This window comes from Stenotrophomonas sp. STK16_22 (assembly GCF_051984505.1).
Classification (GTDB): Bacteria; Pseudomonadota; Gammaproteobacteria; order Xanthomonadales; family Xanthomonadaceae; genus Stenotrophomonas; species Stenotrophomonas maltophilia_A.
This window is the reverse complement of record NZ_CP196972.1, coordinates 1659058-1675374: the sequence shown is the minus strand read 5'-3', so window position 1 is coordinate 1675374 and position 16317 is coordinate 1659058. Positions and strand designations below refer to the sequence as shown.

Annotated in this window: 11 protein-coding genes and 1 tRNA gene; 6 read left to right on the top strand and 6 right to left on the bottom strand. The window is 65.3% G+C overall.

Features of this window, described 5'->3' with window-relative positions:
* The first annotated feature begins 74 nt into the window (after positions 1–74).
* From ACSYAO_RS07730 to ACSYAO_RS07715, 4 genes are all read left to right on the top strand, one after another.
* Entirely contained in the window at positions 75–1304 is a 1230-nt protein-coding gene (locus ACSYAO_RS07730) for an MFS transporter (RefSeq protein ID WP_049461291.1), read from the top strand.
* The gene (locus tag ACSYAO_RS07725) at positions 1301–2458 is read left to right on the top strand and encodes an ROK family protein (protein WP_049461288.1); all 1158 of its coding nucleotides are present in this window, start codon (positions 1301–1303) and stop codon (positions 2456–2458) included. Before ACSYAO_RS07730 ends, ACSYAO_RS07725 begins: the two co-directional genes overlap by 4 nt.
* A gap of 86 nt (positions 2459–2544) precedes the next feature.
* Positions 2545–5040 carry a TonB-dependent receptor gene (locus ACSYAO_RS07720; protein ID WP_049461286.1) on the top strand — a complete coding sequence of 832 codons (2496 nt, stop codon included), beginning with the start codon at positions 2545–2547 and terminating at the stop codon, positions 5038–5040.
* Positions 5040–6146, top strand: a complete 1107-nt coding sequence (locus ACSYAO_RS07715) for a YdcF family protein (RefSeq protein ID WP_049461284.1) — start codon at positions 5040–5042, stop codon at positions 6144–6146. The genes ACSYAO_RS07720 and ACSYAO_RS07715 overlap by 1 nt, the downstream gene beginning before the upstream one ends.
* 17 nt (positions 6147–6163) lie before the next feature.
* Here the strand turns inward: ACSYAO_RS07715 and fauA are convergent, their stop codons facing one another.
* Both fauA and ACSYAO_RS07705 read right to left on the bottom strand, forming a co-directional pair.
* Positions 6164–8335 (bottom strand): TonB-dependent alcaligin siderophore receptor FauA, encoded by a 2172-nt coding sequence (gene fauA / locus ACSYAO_RS07710; protein ID WP_049461282.1) that lies wholly within the window; start codon positions 8333–8335, stop codon positions 6164–6166.
* 111 nt (positions 8336–8446) lie between these two features.
* Positions 8447–9385 carry a helix-turn-helix transcriptional regulator gene (locus tag ACSYAO_RS07705; RefSeq protein ID WP_049422688.1) on the bottom strand — a complete coding sequence of 313 codons (939 nt, stop codon included), beginning with the start codon at positions 9383–9385 and terminating at the stop codon, positions 8447–8449.
* Between the two features lie 139 nt (positions 9386–9524).
* Between ACSYAO_RS07705 and ACSYAO_RS07700 the strand changes: the two genes are divergently transcribed.
* Together ACSYAO_RS07700 and ACSYAO_RS07695 are read left to right on the top strand one after the other, a co-directional pair.
* Positions 9525–11855, top strand: a complete 2331-nt coding sequence (locus tag ACSYAO_RS07700; RefSeq protein WP_197655748.1) for a TonB-dependent receptor — start codon at positions 9525–9527, stop codon at positions 11853–11855.
* 120 nt (positions 11856–11975) lie between these two features.
* Entirely contained in the window at positions 11976–12431 is a 456-nt protein-coding gene (locus ACSYAO_RS07695) for a DUF4189 domain-containing protein (RefSeq protein WP_049461278.1), read from the top strand.
* Between the two features lie 84 nt (positions 12432–12515).
* Here the strand turns inward: ACSYAO_RS07695 and ACSYAO_RS07690 are convergent.
* From ACSYAO_RS07690 to recX, 4 genes are all read right to left on the bottom strand, one after another.
* Positions 12516–12608 (bottom strand) — tRNA-Ser (locus ACSYAO_RS07690).
* Positions 12609–12686: 78 nt separating this feature from the next.
* Entirely contained in the window at positions 12687–12890 is a 204-nt protein-coding gene (gene csrA, locus ACSYAO_RS07685) for a carbon storage regulator CsrA (RefSeq protein ID WP_004152909.1), read from the bottom strand.
* A gap of 147 nt (positions 12891–13037) precedes the next feature.
* The gene (alaS, locus tag ACSYAO_RS07680) at positions 13038–15686 is read right to left on the bottom strand and encodes an alanine--tRNA ligase (protein ID WP_049461276.1); all 2649 of its coding nucleotides are present in this window, start codon (positions 15684–15686) and stop codon (positions 13038–13040) included.
* A 109-nt stretch (positions 15687–15795) separates the two neighbouring features.
* A complete protein-coding gene (gene recX, locus ACSYAO_RS07675; RefSeq protein ID WP_005409024.1) occupies positions 15796–16287 on the bottom strand; it encodes a recombination regulator RecX in 492 nt (163 codons plus the stop codon).
* Between the last annotated feature and the right edge of the window lie 30 nt (positions 16288–16317).

Here is a 16317-nt window from a genome sequence, read left to right as displayed (position 1 = left end):
ACCATGTCAGACCGCTGTCACACAGGGGTAGTAGAACGATCCCGGATCTCCGGCCTCCTCCCCCAAAAACAGCGTTGAACGCGCAGCCATCGCTGCGGCAGCTCTATGCCGCCGGCCATTTCGCCCGCACTCTGGTCTGGTCGTTCGTGGACCTGGCACTCGGCTACTACCTGCACGCGCGGCTGGGGCTGTCGGCTGCCCACACCGGCCAACTGCTGGCGATCTCCCTGGCCTACAGCAGCGTGCTCGACCTGCTGCTGGCCGCCGTGTTCACCCGCCTGCACGACCAGCGTCGCCTCGCCTTGCGCCTGCAGTTGATCGGCGGGCTCGGCGCCGCCGCCAGCGCCTGCCTGCTGTTCAGCCCCAGCACCGCGACCGAGCCCGCCTTCCTGCCGCTGCTGGCCGCCTCGCTCTTGTTCCGTACCTGCTACGCGGTTTACGACGTGGCCCAGAATGCATTGACTTCGCTGTTGCCCCGCGACGAGAACGAGGCCATGCGCTACGTTTCCGCTCGCGCGGTAGTGGTACCGATCTCCAAGCTGTGCATCGCTGCAGCACTGTTCGGCGTGGTCGGTGCACCTGAATCTGCAGGCAGTGGCAGCGCGCTGCTGATCTGCATGATCATCGGCATCCTGATCGCGGCCGCCGCGCTTCCCCTGGCCTGCGTCGCCACGCCCGCACAGCCCGCCACAACCAGCAGGCCCGTTGCCGGCGCCCTGCCGCTGCCGGCACTGCTGCCGGTTCTGCTGGCCGCAGCGGTAGAGACGGCGCTGGTGGGCCTGGCCGGGCGTCTGTTTCCCTTTGCCGACCAGGGCGCAGCGCTGACCTTCGCCATGGTCGCGGGCATGGTGGTCGCGCCTTGGCTCCATCTGCGCCTGCGCCCCCCGCTGTGCAGCGAGACAGGCCTGATCGCGCTGATGTCGGTGCTGGTCATCGCTGCCGTCTGCGTTTACCAGGCCAAGCCCTCCCTGCCTGTCGCGATTGCGTGTGCCGCTGTCCATGGGGCGGCGGTAGCCAGTGTCGGCCTGGTGCTGTGGCGGCGCACCGCGCTGATCGCCCGTCGCCATGCCGCCCGCAGCGGGCGCGAGGATGACCTTAGCTGTTTTGCGCTGCTCACTGGAACCATGAAACTGTCCATTGCCGCCTCCTCATTGCTGCTGGGCCAGCTGCTGCCCGGCATACAGGCCGGTGATCCGGGCACCTCTGCCGTACTGGTCTCGCTGGTTGCCGTCGGCAGTCTGCTGTCGCTGGCCGCATTGGCCTGGCCGGTCGCGCTTCCGCATACCGAGGGCCTGCACCCATGAACCTGGCTCCTACATCGCGGCTGCGCCGCAAACCGCTGATCGCGCTGGATGCCGACCACAAGCGCATCATCTGGCTGTTGCGCACGATGGGCGCTGTTCCCCGCATCACCATTGCCCACCAGCTGGGCATGCACAACGGTGCATTGACCCGCCTGGCGCGTGAACTGTTGATGCTGGAGGTGATCGAGGAACAGGGACAACTGTCCGATGGCCAACGGGGGCGTCCATCGGTGCCACTGGCACTGTCCGGGCGGGGTGGCTATGCCGCCGGTGCCACGGTGCACCCCGGTTGGCTGGAGATCGCGCTGGTGGATTTTGCCGGCCAGGTCATCGCCCGCGATGCAACCGCATTCGACAGCGCAGATCCCTACGACTTCGTACACGCGGTGGACCAGCGCCTGCGCAGCCTCACCAGCCGCACCGGGCTCATGCGCGCGCGCTTCCTCGGCCTCGGCGTGGCGGTTCCCGGGCCCGTGGTCGAAACCGGTCCGGCACGCCGGCACGCGGTGGACTGGCTGCATGGCTGGCGCGATATCGACAACGACCAGTTCTTCGAAGACTACTTCGGCTTCCCGGTCTGGGTGGAGAACGATGCAACCCTGGCGGCCCTGGCGGAATACTACGACAGCGGACTGATCCGCGACTGCGCGTCGGCGCTGTTGCTGTATGTCGGCCACGGCGTGGGCGGTGGCGTGATCCATCGACGTGATGTGATGCGCGGTGAGTTCGGCAATGCCGGGGATATCGGTCGCCTGTTCCGCATGGACGCACCGCGTCCCTCGGGCATCGACCTGCTGGCCACGTTGCGCGACGCCGGCGCCGGCATTCCTTCACTGTTCGAACTTGAGTCCTGCCTGGAAACCCATGCCGGCATCATCAATGCCTGGGCAGAACGTGCAGGCAACCAGCTGGGCGTCGCGGCCAATACCGGTGTGGCATGGCTCGATCCTGGCGCCCTGATCCTGTCCGGCTCACTGCCGAGGCAGGTGCTGGAAGTGTTGGGGCAACACCTGCAGCAACCGGCACGCTGGAGCAGTGCGCTGGACAGTCTGCGCCTGCCACAGGTGCATGTGTCACGGTTGGGAGGATCCGCGGTATCGGTGGGCGCGGCCCTGCTGCCTATCCATCAGCTGGGTGCCGATGCCGCCACTTAATTGTTTATTTCCGCCGAAGTAAACAATTCCGTCATCGCCCGGACCTACCGTGCAGCGGTCCCCCTTTCCTGCATGGCCGCCCTCCGATGAACATCAGCCCTCTGGTCCTGGGCATCTCCCTGGCCCTGATCACCCTGCACGGCAGTGCGTCTGCGCAGGACGCCCCTGTCCAGAACAAGGACAGTGCCGACGCTGCAACGTTGGATGCGGTGGTGGTCACCGGTGCGGCACGCACCCAGCGTCGCTTCGATGCGTCCTTCGCGGTCAATTCACTCAGCCGCGAAGACGTGCAGAAACTCGCACCGAAAAGCTACGCCGACCTGCTCGGCTCGGTTCCCGGCATCCATGTCGAGGCCACCGGCGGCGAGGTGCAGAACATCACCCGGCTGCGTGGCATTCCCACTGATCGCGGCTTCATTGCCTTCCAGCAGGACGGCCTGCCGCTCTACCAGGAGCTGGATGGCCACTTCTTCAATTCCGGCGACGGCATGAACCGGTTCGACGTGATGAACCAGCGGGTAGAGATCGTACGTGGGGGCCCGGCGCCCATCTATGCCAGCAGCGGCGGCGCCATCGTCAACAACATCCTGGCCGAGGGCTCGGAAGAGACCCACGGCAAGGCGCAGCTGACCATCGGCGATACCGGGCTGTACCGCGGCGAGATGTACCAGTCCGGCGCGCTGGGCAAGGACACCTTCTACGCCGTCGGTGGCTTCCTGCGCCAGCACGATGGCTACCGCGACAACGGCTTCCCGAACGACAAGGGCGGGCAGATCCGTGGCAACATCAAGCACTACTTCGACGACACCAGCTGGTTCAAGGTCAGCGGCACCTTCGTTGACGACCACAATACGTTCTACCTGCCGATCCCGGTCGCCGACCCTCGCAATCCCAGCGTCCCGCTGGATCCCTACATCGACTACTTCGACGGCACCCTGAACTCGCCCTCGCTGCGCAGTGTCAACCTGAAGTACCTCGATGGCGGCGGTGTCCTGCAGGGCATGAACCGCGATCTGGCCGATGGACGCCACATGCGCTTCGGCAACATCGGCTTCCAGTACGAGAACACCGCCAGCGATTGGACGATCTCGCTGAAATCCGGCTACACCAAGGGCCGCAATACCTTCGACGCGCTGTACTCGACCACCAATCCGGTCGACGCACGCAGCTTCGCCAACGGCTATCTGGGCGCGGCCCGTACCGCCTTCGGTGCCGGTGTCGCGCGGATGGGCTACGCGCTGGCCGGCAGCAACGGCGCCACTGCCTACGATCCCTACGCCGACTCCGGCCTGGTGATCTCGGCCCAGTACCGTGCTGCTGATTCGGACTTCTACTCCGGTCAGGCCGATTTCAGTGCGACGCGGCTGTTTGAAACGGCCTGGGGCAGCCACGATCTGAACATCGGCGCGTACACCGCCTTCTTCGGCACCACGTCCTTCAGCCTGTACCAGGACATGCTGATGGAGATGCGGGGCAAGCCACGCCTGCTTGATCTGGTGGCCTACGGTAACGATGGCGCCCCACTGGGCTATGTCACCGACAAGGGCACGCTGCGTTACACCACCACCCTCAATCGCGGCAAGGTCGATGCCCGCATGTTCGCGGTCTACGCCAATGACACCTGGGCACTGACGGACCGCTTCAAGCTTGATGCCGGCATCCGCCATGAGCGCTACCGCTACGAGGGCTATGCCGAGCAGACCGCCCAGGTCGACCTCGGCGACCGCAACACACTGGCCGACAACACCACGCGCCGGTTCACCGGCGTCGTCCAGAGCCATCGCCTGAACCCGACCGCCACCAACTGGACGGTCGGTGCCAACTACGATTTCACTGCCACCGTAGGCGCCTATGCCCGCGTGTCGCACATGGAGATCGTTCCCAACTCATCGGTGGCACGCTCGATCGACCCCACCATCGTGCAGACCCAGCTGGACCAGTACGAGCTGGGCCTGAAGGCGGCTTTTGGCCGGTCCTATCTGTACCTGACCGCGTTCTACACGAAGTTCGATCCACTCAACGCGTCCTTCGTTGCCTTCAATCCGACGACCGGCCGCAATGACCAGTCGGTGCCCTTCATCGGTACCGCCGTCTCCAAGGGCATCGAACTGGATGGCCTGTTCCGGCCGCTGGACTGGTTCAGCATCGCCGGTTCGATCACGGTCAGCGATCCGCAGTACGACAGCCTGCAGAACGATTCCGGTGCCGATCCGGCGGCGGTCAACGGCAAGCAGATCGTTCGCGAACCCAAGCTCTACGGCAACCTGCGACCGACTTTCAGTTTCCAGTACGGCCAGGACCAGTTCGAGACCTGGCTGCGCTATGACGTGGTCGGCAAGTCCTATGTCGATCTGTTCAACCAGACCGCGTTGCCTGCCTACCAGACCCTGGGTCTGGGCGTTTCATGGAAGCGCGGCAACTGGGGCGCACAGCTGGTGGGCGACAACCTGACCAATGAAAAGGGGCTCACCGAGGGCAACACCCGCACCGACGCGCTGGCCGGACAGGGTTCGGCCGAGGCAATCTATGGGCGGCCGCTGTTCGGCCGCAACGTCCGCCTGATGGTCAGCAGGAGCTGGTGATGCACCGACGATTGAGCTTGTCCCTCGCCCTGCTGGCCACGGCTGTGCTGCCGCTTGCAGCGGCAGCCGACGACCGCGACAGCACGGTACTGGCCGGGCGCTTGTTTCCAACCCTGGTGCAGCTGAAGCACGACGCACTGCCCGCCCCTGCACGCGCCCTCATGGTCGAACGCACCCAGCGCATGACTGGCTGCCGGACGGCGGCCTGCACACTCGAGGCGGCACACTGGACGCCGGCGCAGGCAGGCCTGCTGACCACCGCGGTTCCGGCGCGCGCTGCAGCCATCGAAAGGGAGCTTGCGGGCCTCAACAACATCCTCTCCGTCTACGGCCACGGCCAGCCGCCCCGCTACGACGCCATCGACGGCCCGGTCGGCGCGGCAGGCAGCACGCGACTGGCCGGCGATGTTGCCATTGCCATGCAGATGAGCGAAGTGGACGCCGGCGCGGCCTACACCGCATTCGATCGCAGCATCGCCGTGGCGGTGGGCCTGCTTGATACCAATGACCGCCTCGATGCGATCCGCTTCGAGCCCATCAACGCGGGAATGAACGCCGCGCCATTCGCGCGCGCGCGGCAGTTCGATTGGAATGCGCATCCGTACACAGCGATCATCGTGCTGGGCCAGGGACCGGACGAGCTGACCACCCCACTCAGCGCTGGCAGCAAGCTGCGCCTGAAAGCCGCTGCGCAGCGCTATGCGGCGGGCGATGCACCTTTCATCATCGTCTCCGGTGGCGCCGTGCATCCACGCGGCACCCGAAGCGTCGAAGCGGTGCAGATGCGCGAAGCGCTGATCGCGCGCTTCGGCATTCCCGCAGATGCGATCATCATCGAACCGTATGCCCGCCACACCACCACCAACCTGCGCAATGCAGCCCGGCTGCTGGCGGCCCTGCAGGCACCGCCGCGGCAACCGGCACTGGTGGTCAGCAGTCCGTCGCATATCGATTCGGTCGCCAGCAGCGGGTTCAGTGACCGCAACCGCCGTGAGCTGGGCTACGTTCCCGGCAAGGTCGGTTCACGCATTTCACCGTACGCGATCACCTTCGTGCCAGCGCCCGAATCACTTCGCATCGACCCGATGGATCCACTGGATCCCTGAACCTCGCCACTGCCGCCTCAATAGCCGACCTTCAGCGTGAACATCACGTTTCGCGGCGCGCCGTACCAGCCCTGGTTGTAGAAGCCGATCTGCGAGTAGTAGTGGCGGTCGAACAGGTTGTTGATGTTGACTGCGGCCGACACATTGGAACTGAACTGATAGCGCGCCATCAGGTTGACCAGCGCGTAGCCGGGCTGCTCCACCGGCACACGGCGGTTCCCTGGCGCGGTGGCGGTCTGGTACATGCGGTTCTGCCAGTCAACGCCACCGCCGATCGTCAGCCGGTCCCAGGCACCCGGCAGCCGCCAGGTGGTGAACAGCTTGAACAGGCTGCGCGGCTTGGCGGTGTTGATCGCCCGTCCCTGTGCATCCTGCGCGATGAAGGTGGTGAAGCTGGTACCCAGGCTCCAGCCCGGTAGCGGCTCGCCGGCCAGCTCCAGTTCCAGGCCATCCACGGTTGCGCCCTTCACCGCACGGTAGGCCGCCTGCGTGCTGCCTTCGACCAGACCACCAGTGGCCTCGGCCAGGTTGTCCTGCTGGGTGCGGAACAGCGCCGCCGACGCATTCAAGCGCTCCTGCAGCCAGCTGCCCTTGAGGCCCAGCTCATAGCTGCGGCCACTGACCGGATCGAGGATCTGCCCGGATTCGTTGCGGTTGTTCTGCGGCTTGAAGATGCCGGTGTAGCTGGCGTACACGCTGCTGTAGCCGTTGAAATCCCAGACCACGCCGGCATACGGTACGAACTCGTTGCGGTAGCGGTACTTCCGCTTGGTGCCAAAGTAGACCTGGTCGGTCTCCCAGTTGCTCATGCGGCCACCGACGATCACGTGCAGCGGATCGGCCAGCGACAGCCGCGCCACCGCGTAGGCACCGCTCTGATGGTTGTCCAGGTCATCGGCCTGGGTCTTGCTGCTGGCCCACGTCGGCTCCGGCGTGCCCGGCCCGTGCCAGTCCAGATAGCTGGCCAACGGCGGCAGCGGCGCCAGCGCGCGGTACTGCCCCAGCGCGATTTCATCGCGTGAGCGCGACCAGCCGATGGACGCAGTGTGCTGGCGGCCGAACAGCTGGAACGGACCGGTCAGGCTGGCGCTGATCGCTTCGCGGCGCACCGGACCGTCGTAGCGGGTGAAGCTGTTGCCATTGGGCATGGCGCCAGTGACCGGGTCGGGGTAGCCACCGCGATAGAGATGCTTCATTTCCATGTCGGTATGCGATCGGCTGTAGGAGACGCGCGCCTGCCAGTCGTTGCTGAAACGATGGTTGAAATCGAAGAAGCCGTTGCGGGTATCGGTGCTCATCCGTGCCCACGGCGCGGTGGCTGATACCGAGCGGTCGAAGCGGGTACGCGTGCCGTCGGCGTTGAACAACGCGAAGCCGCTGCCGAAGCCACGGTTGTCGTTGCCCTGGTAGGAGATACCGGCGATCAATCCGGTGTCCTCGCCCAGATCCACACTGACCACGCCGTAGAGTGTCCTTGCGGTGCTGTCCAGGCCAGCGGTGTAGCTGTCGCCCTCTGCGTGCGCCGCCACCAGGCGACCACGCACGCGTCCTTCCCGGCTCAACGGGCTGGACACATCCGCCCACACGCGCCGTGCGTCCCAGCTGCCGAGGCTGATGCCACCACTGGCAGCAAACCCGCGCAGCGGGCGCTTGCGCACATAGTTCACCGCCGCCGAGGGATTGCCGGCGCCGGTCATCAGGCCATTGGCACCGCGCACGATCTCGATGCGGTCGTACACCACCATGTCCAGATTGTTCTCGCCGAAGTTCCATGGCGACAACACCGGCATCACCACGCCATCGAACTGGTAGTTGTCGATGTCGAAGCCGCGTGCGGAGAACGAGTAGCGGTTGGCGTCGCTGCGCGTGACCGAGATGCCAGGTGCGGTCGCCAAGGCATCGGCGGTGCTGAGCAGGCCACGGTCCTCGATCTGCTGGCGGGTGACCACGCTGACTGATTGCGGGGTCTGCCGCGAGGTCAGCGACAGTCCGGTCGCCGTGCCCATCGAGTCGGTGGTGTAGGAACGCGACGTTTCGGTGCTGCCATCGAGGTCGGCCGTGACCTGCACGGTTGGAAGCTGGGAAGGCGTTACGGACGGAGTGCGCTCGGCGGCGTGGGCAGCGTTGAACAGCGCCAGGGTCGTGCCGATGGCGCTAGCCAGGGCACACGGGCGGAAACAGGCAGGCATGGGAGATCCAGCGGGAAGGAAAGGCTGGATGAGAATTATTGTCATTTGAGCGTGAGCGCACGTATGCGCGGACGCAGCAGGCGTATGCGCACTGCCGACGGTGGCCCGGACTCAGCGAAGCTCGCTGGGCGCGATGCCGTAGCGCGCGCGGAATGCGGTCGCGAAATTGGTGGCGTGCCGGTAGCCGACGAAATGTGCGGCCTGCTGCACGCTGCAGCCCTGCCGCAGCTGCTCGCAGGCCAGCTGCAGGCGCCGCTCGCGCAGCCAGGCGAACACCGAACACCGGTGCACCTGCTGGAACTTCAGCCGCAGGCTGCTCGGGCTCATGCAGGCCAGGCGCGCCAGATCCTCCAGGCTGTGGTCAGCCGCAGGTGATGCCTGCAGGCAGTCGATCACCCGTTGCAGCATGCGGCGATCACGTGCTGAAACACGCTGGTCCGGCGATGCCTCCTGGGCAGGCGCACCCAACGCCATCGCCAGCATCTGCAGGCCCACACCCTCGCACAGCAGCGCATGCATTGCGCCCTGCCAGGTCCCCGACAGCAACTGTTCGGCGGCATGTTCAAGATGCGCGGGTACCTGCCAGCTGTGCAGCCGCCGGCGACCATGGCGATGAGCCTGCAACAGCAGTTCGCTGATCACCGGATCATCCATCTCGGCCGGTGCATCCAGCGAGACATTCAGACTGCGCATCCGTTGACCGGCCGGATGAATCGCAGTCATCGGCGTGGCATCGGCCAACACCATCGCGCCGGCGCCGCGGTTCATGCCGATCACAGCCTGCCCTTCCAGGCGTGCTCCGGCACGACCTTCCAGCATCACGATCGCAGCGAACGGCGGGGGTGCCTCCGAAGTCGCCTCGAACGGCTGATGCGCGACCACGTCCGACAGCGCCAGGCTGATGCCAGGGCGCAAGCAGCGCTGTTCCACCCTGCCCTCGACCACGCACAGCGCGCCCGAATCGGCGGCGGACGCGAGTGCTGGCAGCCGATAGCGAAAACCACTGCTGCGGCCCAAGCGGTCCAGGTCGGCAAGGGTGAGGCTGTGCATGGTGCGCCCGTGAAGAATCACCCGCCATTCTCATATGAGAAGCGTTCTCATATCCAGCCCTGGCGGCAAGGCCCAATCCGCCCTTGTCGATACAAATAGTTACGTTATAACATTTCACATCAACTTCACGGGTCGTGTCATGCGCCGCCATCTCCTTGCTGCAGCCATTCTGTTCGCCGTCCACACCGCCCAGGCCGCGGACGAACCCACCCTCCCCACCCTCCAGGTCCAGGCCACCCAGCCTTCGCGCATCGACAGCCGGGTCACCGTCGACAATCCGCAGGCGCAGAACCGCACCCTCGGCGGCCTGCTCGAACACGTCTCCGGTGTGCAGAGCAGCGCCTTCGGGCCGAATGCGGGCGCCCCGGTCATCCGCAGCCTCAGCGGCAACCGCGTGCAGATCCTGCAGGACGGCCAATCGATTCTGGGCATGAACGCGATCAGCGGTGACATCAACATCCCGTTCGATCCGCTGTTCGTACGCAGTGTCACCGTCAACAAGTCTTCCGACACCGTGCGCTATGGGGGCAATGCGATCGGCGGCAGCGTGGAGATCGACTCGGGCCTGATCTCGCGCAGCATGGAAGACAGGGATCAGTCGATGGAACTGGTCCTGCGCAAGGGCTTCAACGCGGCCGACGCGCAGGGCTTCCGCATGAACTTCAACAATCAACGCAACATCTCCACCAATCTGCAGGTGTCGCGGCAGCGCATCTCGCACTACGACATCCCCGGCAACAGCAAGGCCAGCGTCTGCAACACCGGGCTGTTCCCGGCAGGCGGGGGCGTCAACTCGGCACTGGCCGACGCCTGCCAGAAAGAGGCGCGCGTCCAGCAGATCTACAACAAAGCCTCGCAGCCATACATCGACCAGTTCATGACCGAGAACCCGGACTGGGCCGATGGTGATTTCTCGTTCTACACCAACAATCCGATCTCGGTCTGGCAGCGCCGCACCTACATCAATCCGGTCAACCCGGCCTACGTGCCCGGCACGCCGTCGTACGTGCAGAAGCAGATCAACAACGATGTCACACCCGACTACCATCACCGGCTGGGCAACAGCTATGCGCGCAACAGTCAGGTGGCCTTCGGCTCGACCTTGTTCTTCGACCGTGGCTACGTGGGTGTCAGCATCGATGCCAAGGACAGCGAGTACGGCGTACCGGGCTTTTCGATGCAGAACCTGTCGTTCGGTTCCAACTATGCCGATGGCCTGCCGGTGGGCGTGGTGATCAAGCAACAGCGCTACGCGCTGGAAGCCCTGCTGCGTGATCCACTGCCGTGGTTCGAGCGCGCGGAACTCCGTGTTTCCAAGCTGGACAACACCTCAGGCGAGCGGCTGGGCGCCACCAAGGCCAACGACTACGATTTCGAGAGCACCCAGGCCGAGCTGCTGCTCAGCCATCAACGCATCGGCCCGCTCAGCGGCCTGCTCGGTTTCAGCCATCAGTCGCGTGATGTCACCGGCAGCGGCTCGCAGCGCTACCTGCCGGACGTGGACACGCGCAGCAATGCGGTGTTCCTGAAGGAGACGCTGGACTTCGGCTGGGCCAGTTTCGACGCTGGCGTGCGCCACGAGCGCGTTGACCATGACCTGCGACCAAGCCGCTTCAAGACCGCGCGCAATGCCGCCAACGCGAAACTGCAGGACCGCGACTACCGGCTCAACAGCTACAGCCTGGGATCGTATGTCGAGCTCGGTCCGTTGTTCGTCGCCAAGGTGCGCTACTCGTCCTCGCAGCGCGCACCGGAGATCAACGAGTTGTATGCGAGCAATGCCCACTATTCGGTGATGACCCAGGAAGAAGGCAACCAGAACCTCGAACCGGAGCGCGCGAAGAACCTGGAACTGACCGGCCTGTTCCACCTTGGTGGTTTCGAACTGTCGGCCACCGCGTACCGGATGAAGTACCAGAACTATCTGTACCTGGGTTACTCGGGCGTGCAGACCGCCAACCGCCTGCCGCTGAAGTACTGGAAGCAGACCGACACCACGGTGAAGGGCTTCGAGATCGATGCCTCGCAGGCATTGGACCTGGGCCGCTACGGCACGTTGAACGTGTCCGCCTTCGCCGACCTGGTGAAGAACAAGGCCGACCGCCCCGATTCGTTGCGTGCCCACAATGACGGCAAGTACCTGCCGAACATGCCGACCAACCGCTACGGTGCCACCCTGCAGTGGCAGCGCGAAGGCTGGAAGGCGCAGCTGTCCAGCACCTACTACGACACGCAGAAGTACCTGGGCCGCAATGTCAGCCAGGAAGTGCCACTGGATGCGTTCAACCTGGTCGACCTGCAGATCAGCCGTGAGCTGCCGGTACGCAACAGCTACATCGCCGGCATGGAGGTGTTCGTCAACGGCAGCAACCTGCTCAATCAAGAAGCACGGCCGCACAACTCGCCGCTGAAGTACATCGCGCCGCTGCCCGGGCGCGGTTTCCAGGTGGGCGTGACGGTGAAGCTCTGAGGATCGAACGCGTCGGTACGCGCCTGCGGGCAAATGGCCTGCAGGCGTTCTCCCCCGCCCCCCTGCGGGGTTGCGCAACATTCACCGGTTGATTCACCATCGGCAAAAGAGGAGAGCGTGATGAACTGGAAGCATGCAGTTTCACTGGCGCTGTTGTTGTCCGTTTCATCAGCCGCAAGTGCTGCGTCTGCGATCACCTACGACAAGGATGGCCGCTACGGCTATTCGATGAACCAGTCTTCCCTCACCACTGCGATGCAGCAGTCGCTGCACTACTGCGCAGCGCGATCGCGCAATTGCGGTCAGTCCGCCAGCACCACCAGCGAAGGCTATTCGGCCATAGCGACCGGCACGATTGCGTTGGGCTTTGCACTGGGTGAGAAGACGGCGGACGCCGCGCAGCGGAAGGCCGAAAGAATGTGCAGGGAACGTGCCAACGACTGCACGCTTGCCTTGCTGTGGCGGGAAACCCCACCTCGCTATCTTGAACCGCCACAGCTGCCCGGTGCGCCCGCTCCGGCACCAGCGGCGACGCCCATGCCAACGCCTGCCATCCGCACCGATCAGCCAGAATAGCCAGCTCCACGCCGGCTGTACTTTCGAGTGTCGGATAAAGAAAAACGCCTGCAGATCGAGGATCTGCAGGCGCTTCTTTGTATCTGGCGGAGTGAGAGGGATTCGAACCCTCGATAGAGCTTTTGACCCTATACTCCCTTAGCAGGGGAGCCCCTTCGGCCACTCGGGCATCACTCCGGGGTTTTCTCCGCGTCTGGTGCGTTGCACCTCAGCGGGGCGTGAATCATAACGTTAATCGAGTGCGAAGGTAAAGCGTTATTCGGCAGAATTTTCGCTACCGGTGCCACCGGCTTCATCACCACGCTGGATGCGCTGGTAGATCTCTTCGCGATGCACAGCGACGTCCTTCGGCGCGGTGATGCCGATACGCACCTGGTTACCCTTGACGCCAAGCACGGTGACGCTCACCGAGTCACCGATCATCAGGGTTTCGCCGACGCGGCGAGTCAGGATCAACATTTTTGTAAGTCTCCATGGAACCGTGTGGAAGGGTATCCCCCACCGGCTTGACGCTCCGTCAAGAAGCGCTACCACGACAAAGGGAAAAGATTCGCAATGGTACCGTCAGCCGTCCCGCTCCTACAAGGAGGGGGACGGCCAGGTTCATCACAGGCGGGGGCTGACCCATTCGACGACTGCAGCCAGCGCAGTGGCAAGGGCGGGCCCGTCCTCGCCACCACCCTGGGCGAGGTCCGGGCGTCCGCCGCCCTTGCCCCCGATCTGACCGGCGATATGGGACAACAGTTCCCCGGCCTTGACCTTGCCCATTGCGCTGCCGTTCACACCTGCGACCAGGGCGGCCTTGCCGTCCTGGGCGCCAGCCAGCACGACCACCGCATCGCCCAGCTGCTGCTTCAGGCGGTCCATGGCGTCACGCAGGGCCTTGGCATCGAAGCCCTCCAGACGGGCGGCCAGCACCTTCACACCGGCAACCTCGACCGCCTGGCCGGACAGGTCGGCGGTAGCACCGGCGGCAACCTTGGCCTTCACGGCGTCCAGTTCGCGCTCCAGCTGCTTCTGGCGCTGGCCGAGGGCACGGATCCTCTCGACCACGTCGGCAGCGCTGCCACCGAGCAGGTCGGCGGCTTCGGCCAGGCGAGCCTCTTCGGCGTCCACGTAGTCCAGGGCGCCCTGGCCGGTGACCGCTTCGATACGGCGCACGCCAGCGGAGACACCGCCCTCGGAGGTGATCTTGAACAAGCCGATGTCGCCGGTGCGGTTGACGTGGGTACCGCCGCACAGCTCGGTGGAGTAGTCACCCATCTTCAGCACGCGCACGTGTTCGCCGTACTTCTCGCCGAACAGGGCCATCGCGCCGAAGTCCAGCGCTTCCTGCATGCCCATGTTGTGCACTTCGGCAGCGTTGTTGGCACGCACCTGCTGGTTGACCTTGCGCTCGATCACGGCCAGCTCTTCCGCGCTGATCGGCTGGAAGTGCGAGAAGTCGAAGCGCAGGCGATCCGGCGCCACCAGCGAGCCCTTCTGCTGCACGTGGGTGCCGAGCACTTCGCGCAGGGCGGCGTGCAGCAGGTGGGTGGCAGAGTGGTTGAGGATGGTGGCGCCACGGCGCTCGCCATCGACCTGGCCGGACAGCACATCACCGACCTTCAGGCCGCCTTCGGACAGGGTGCCGACGTGGCCATGGAACTGGCCGGCGAACTTCTGGGTGTCTTCTACCGCCAGGCGCACGCCGTTGCCGGTGAGCACGCCGGTGTCGCCGACCTGGCCGCCGGACTCGGCGTAGAACGGGGTCTGGTTGGTGATCACGATGACCGCATCACCGGCATCGGCCGACTGCACCGGACGACCGTCCTTGAGCAGGGCCAGCACGGTCAGGCCGTCGGCCTGCAGGCGGTCATACCCCAGAAACACGGTCGGGCTGAGGGTCGCCACCAGCTCGGCAGGCAGGGTCACGCCACCACCGAACTTGCCGGCCGCGCGCGCGGTTTCTCGCTGCTGCTCCATCGCCGCATCGAAGCCGGCGATGTCGACGGTCAGGTCGCGCTCGCGGGCGATGTCCTGGGTCAGGTCGAGCGGGAAGCCATAGGTGTCGTACAGGCGGAACGCGTCAACACCCGGGATCACACCATTGCTGGCCTTGCCCGCGACGTCCTCGAAGATCTTCATGCCGGCATCGAGGGTTTCAGCGAAACGCTCTTCCTCGGCCTGCAGCGCACGGGTGACGGTATCCACCGCCGCCGGCAGTTCCGGATAGGCCTCGCCCATCTGCTCGACCAGGGTCGGCACCAGCTTGCTGAAGAACGGCTGGCGCACACCCAGCATCCAGCCGTGGCGCAGGGCGCGGCGGATGATACGGCGCAGCACGTAGCCGCGGCCTTCGTTGGACGGCAGCACGCCGTCGACGATCAGGAACGAGCAGGCACGGATGTGATCGGCGATCACCCGCAGCGACTTGTTCTCCAGATCGGCGGTACCGGTCAGTTCGGACGCCTTGCGGATCAGCGCCTGGAACAGGTCGATCTCATAGTTGGTGTGCACGTGCTGCAGAATCGCCGCCAGGCGCTCCAGGCCCATGCCGGTATCCACGCACGGTGCCGGCAGCGGCACCAGGGTGCCATCCGGCTGGCGGTCGAACTGCATGAACACCAGGTTCCAGATTTCGATGAAGCGGTCGCCGTCCTCATCCGGGGAGCCCGGGGGGCCGCCGGCGATATGGTCACCGTGGTCGTAGAAGATCTCGGTGCACGGGCCGCACGGGCCGGTGTCGGCCATCTGCCAGAAGTTGTCCGAGGCGAACGGTGCGCCCTTGTTGTCGCCGATGCGCACGATGCGCTCTTCCGGCACGCCAACCATGTCGCGCCACAGCGCGTAGGCCTCGTCGTCGGTCTGGTAGACGGTGACCAGCAGGCGCTCGGCCGGCAGCTTCCAGACCTGGGTCAGCAGCTCCCAAGCCCAGGCGATCGCGTCCTTCTTGAAGTAGTCGCCGAACGACCAGTTGCCCAGCATTTCGAAGAAGGTGTGGTGGCGTGCGGTGTAGCCGACCTGGTCAAGGTCGTTGTGCTTGCCGCCGGCGCGCAGGCAGCGCTGCACGTCGGCCGCGCGCACGTAGCTGCGCTTCTCCGCGCCAAGGAACACGTCCTTGAACTGCACCATGCCGGAGTTGGTGAACAGCAGGGTCGGATCATTGCCCGGCACCAGCGGCGCCGACGGCACGATGGTGTGGCCTTTGCCCTTGAAGAATTCAAGGAAGTCGCTGCGGATCTGGGAAGTCGTGAATTTGGCGGATGCGTTCATTGGGGGCTGGCAGTCTGCGGGCCGGCGGACCCGGACCACCGGCCGCGTTGGCCAGGGTCGCGAGGGACCGCCGAAAACCTAAAGGGTATCAGGCCCGGCGCCGCCAGTCTCAGTCATCCGGGTCGTAGCGGGTTGCGCGGCGGATGCTGTCGCCGTCGAAGCCCCGTCGGGCCAGCAGATCGGCGGCCTTGCGCCGCTGCGTCAGGTCCTGCGGGCCGGCCTCGCCAAAGCGTCGGCGGACCAGATCACGGGCGTTTTCCTGCCAGTCGCCTTCGTAGCTGTCCATCGCTGCGGCAATCGCGGCACTGTCCAGGCCGTGGGTCCCCAGCTCGGCGCGGACATGGATCGGCCCATAACCGGTGTTGGCGCGCATCCTCACCAGGTTCTCGGCAAAACGGGTGTCGTCCTGCCAGCCGGCCTCGGTCAACTTGGCGACAGCGGCCTGCGCGGCTTCGTCTTCGATGCCACGGGCGGTCAGCTTGCGGGTGAGTTCCTTGCGCGAGTGCTCGCGGCGGACCAGCAGGCCCAGCGCCCGTTGCACGGGGGTCTGCTCACGCGGCCGGCGCTTGCGGCCGGTCGGAATGTCTTCGGCGTCGGACATGGGTACTCCAAGGGTGGCGCCATCCGTGGC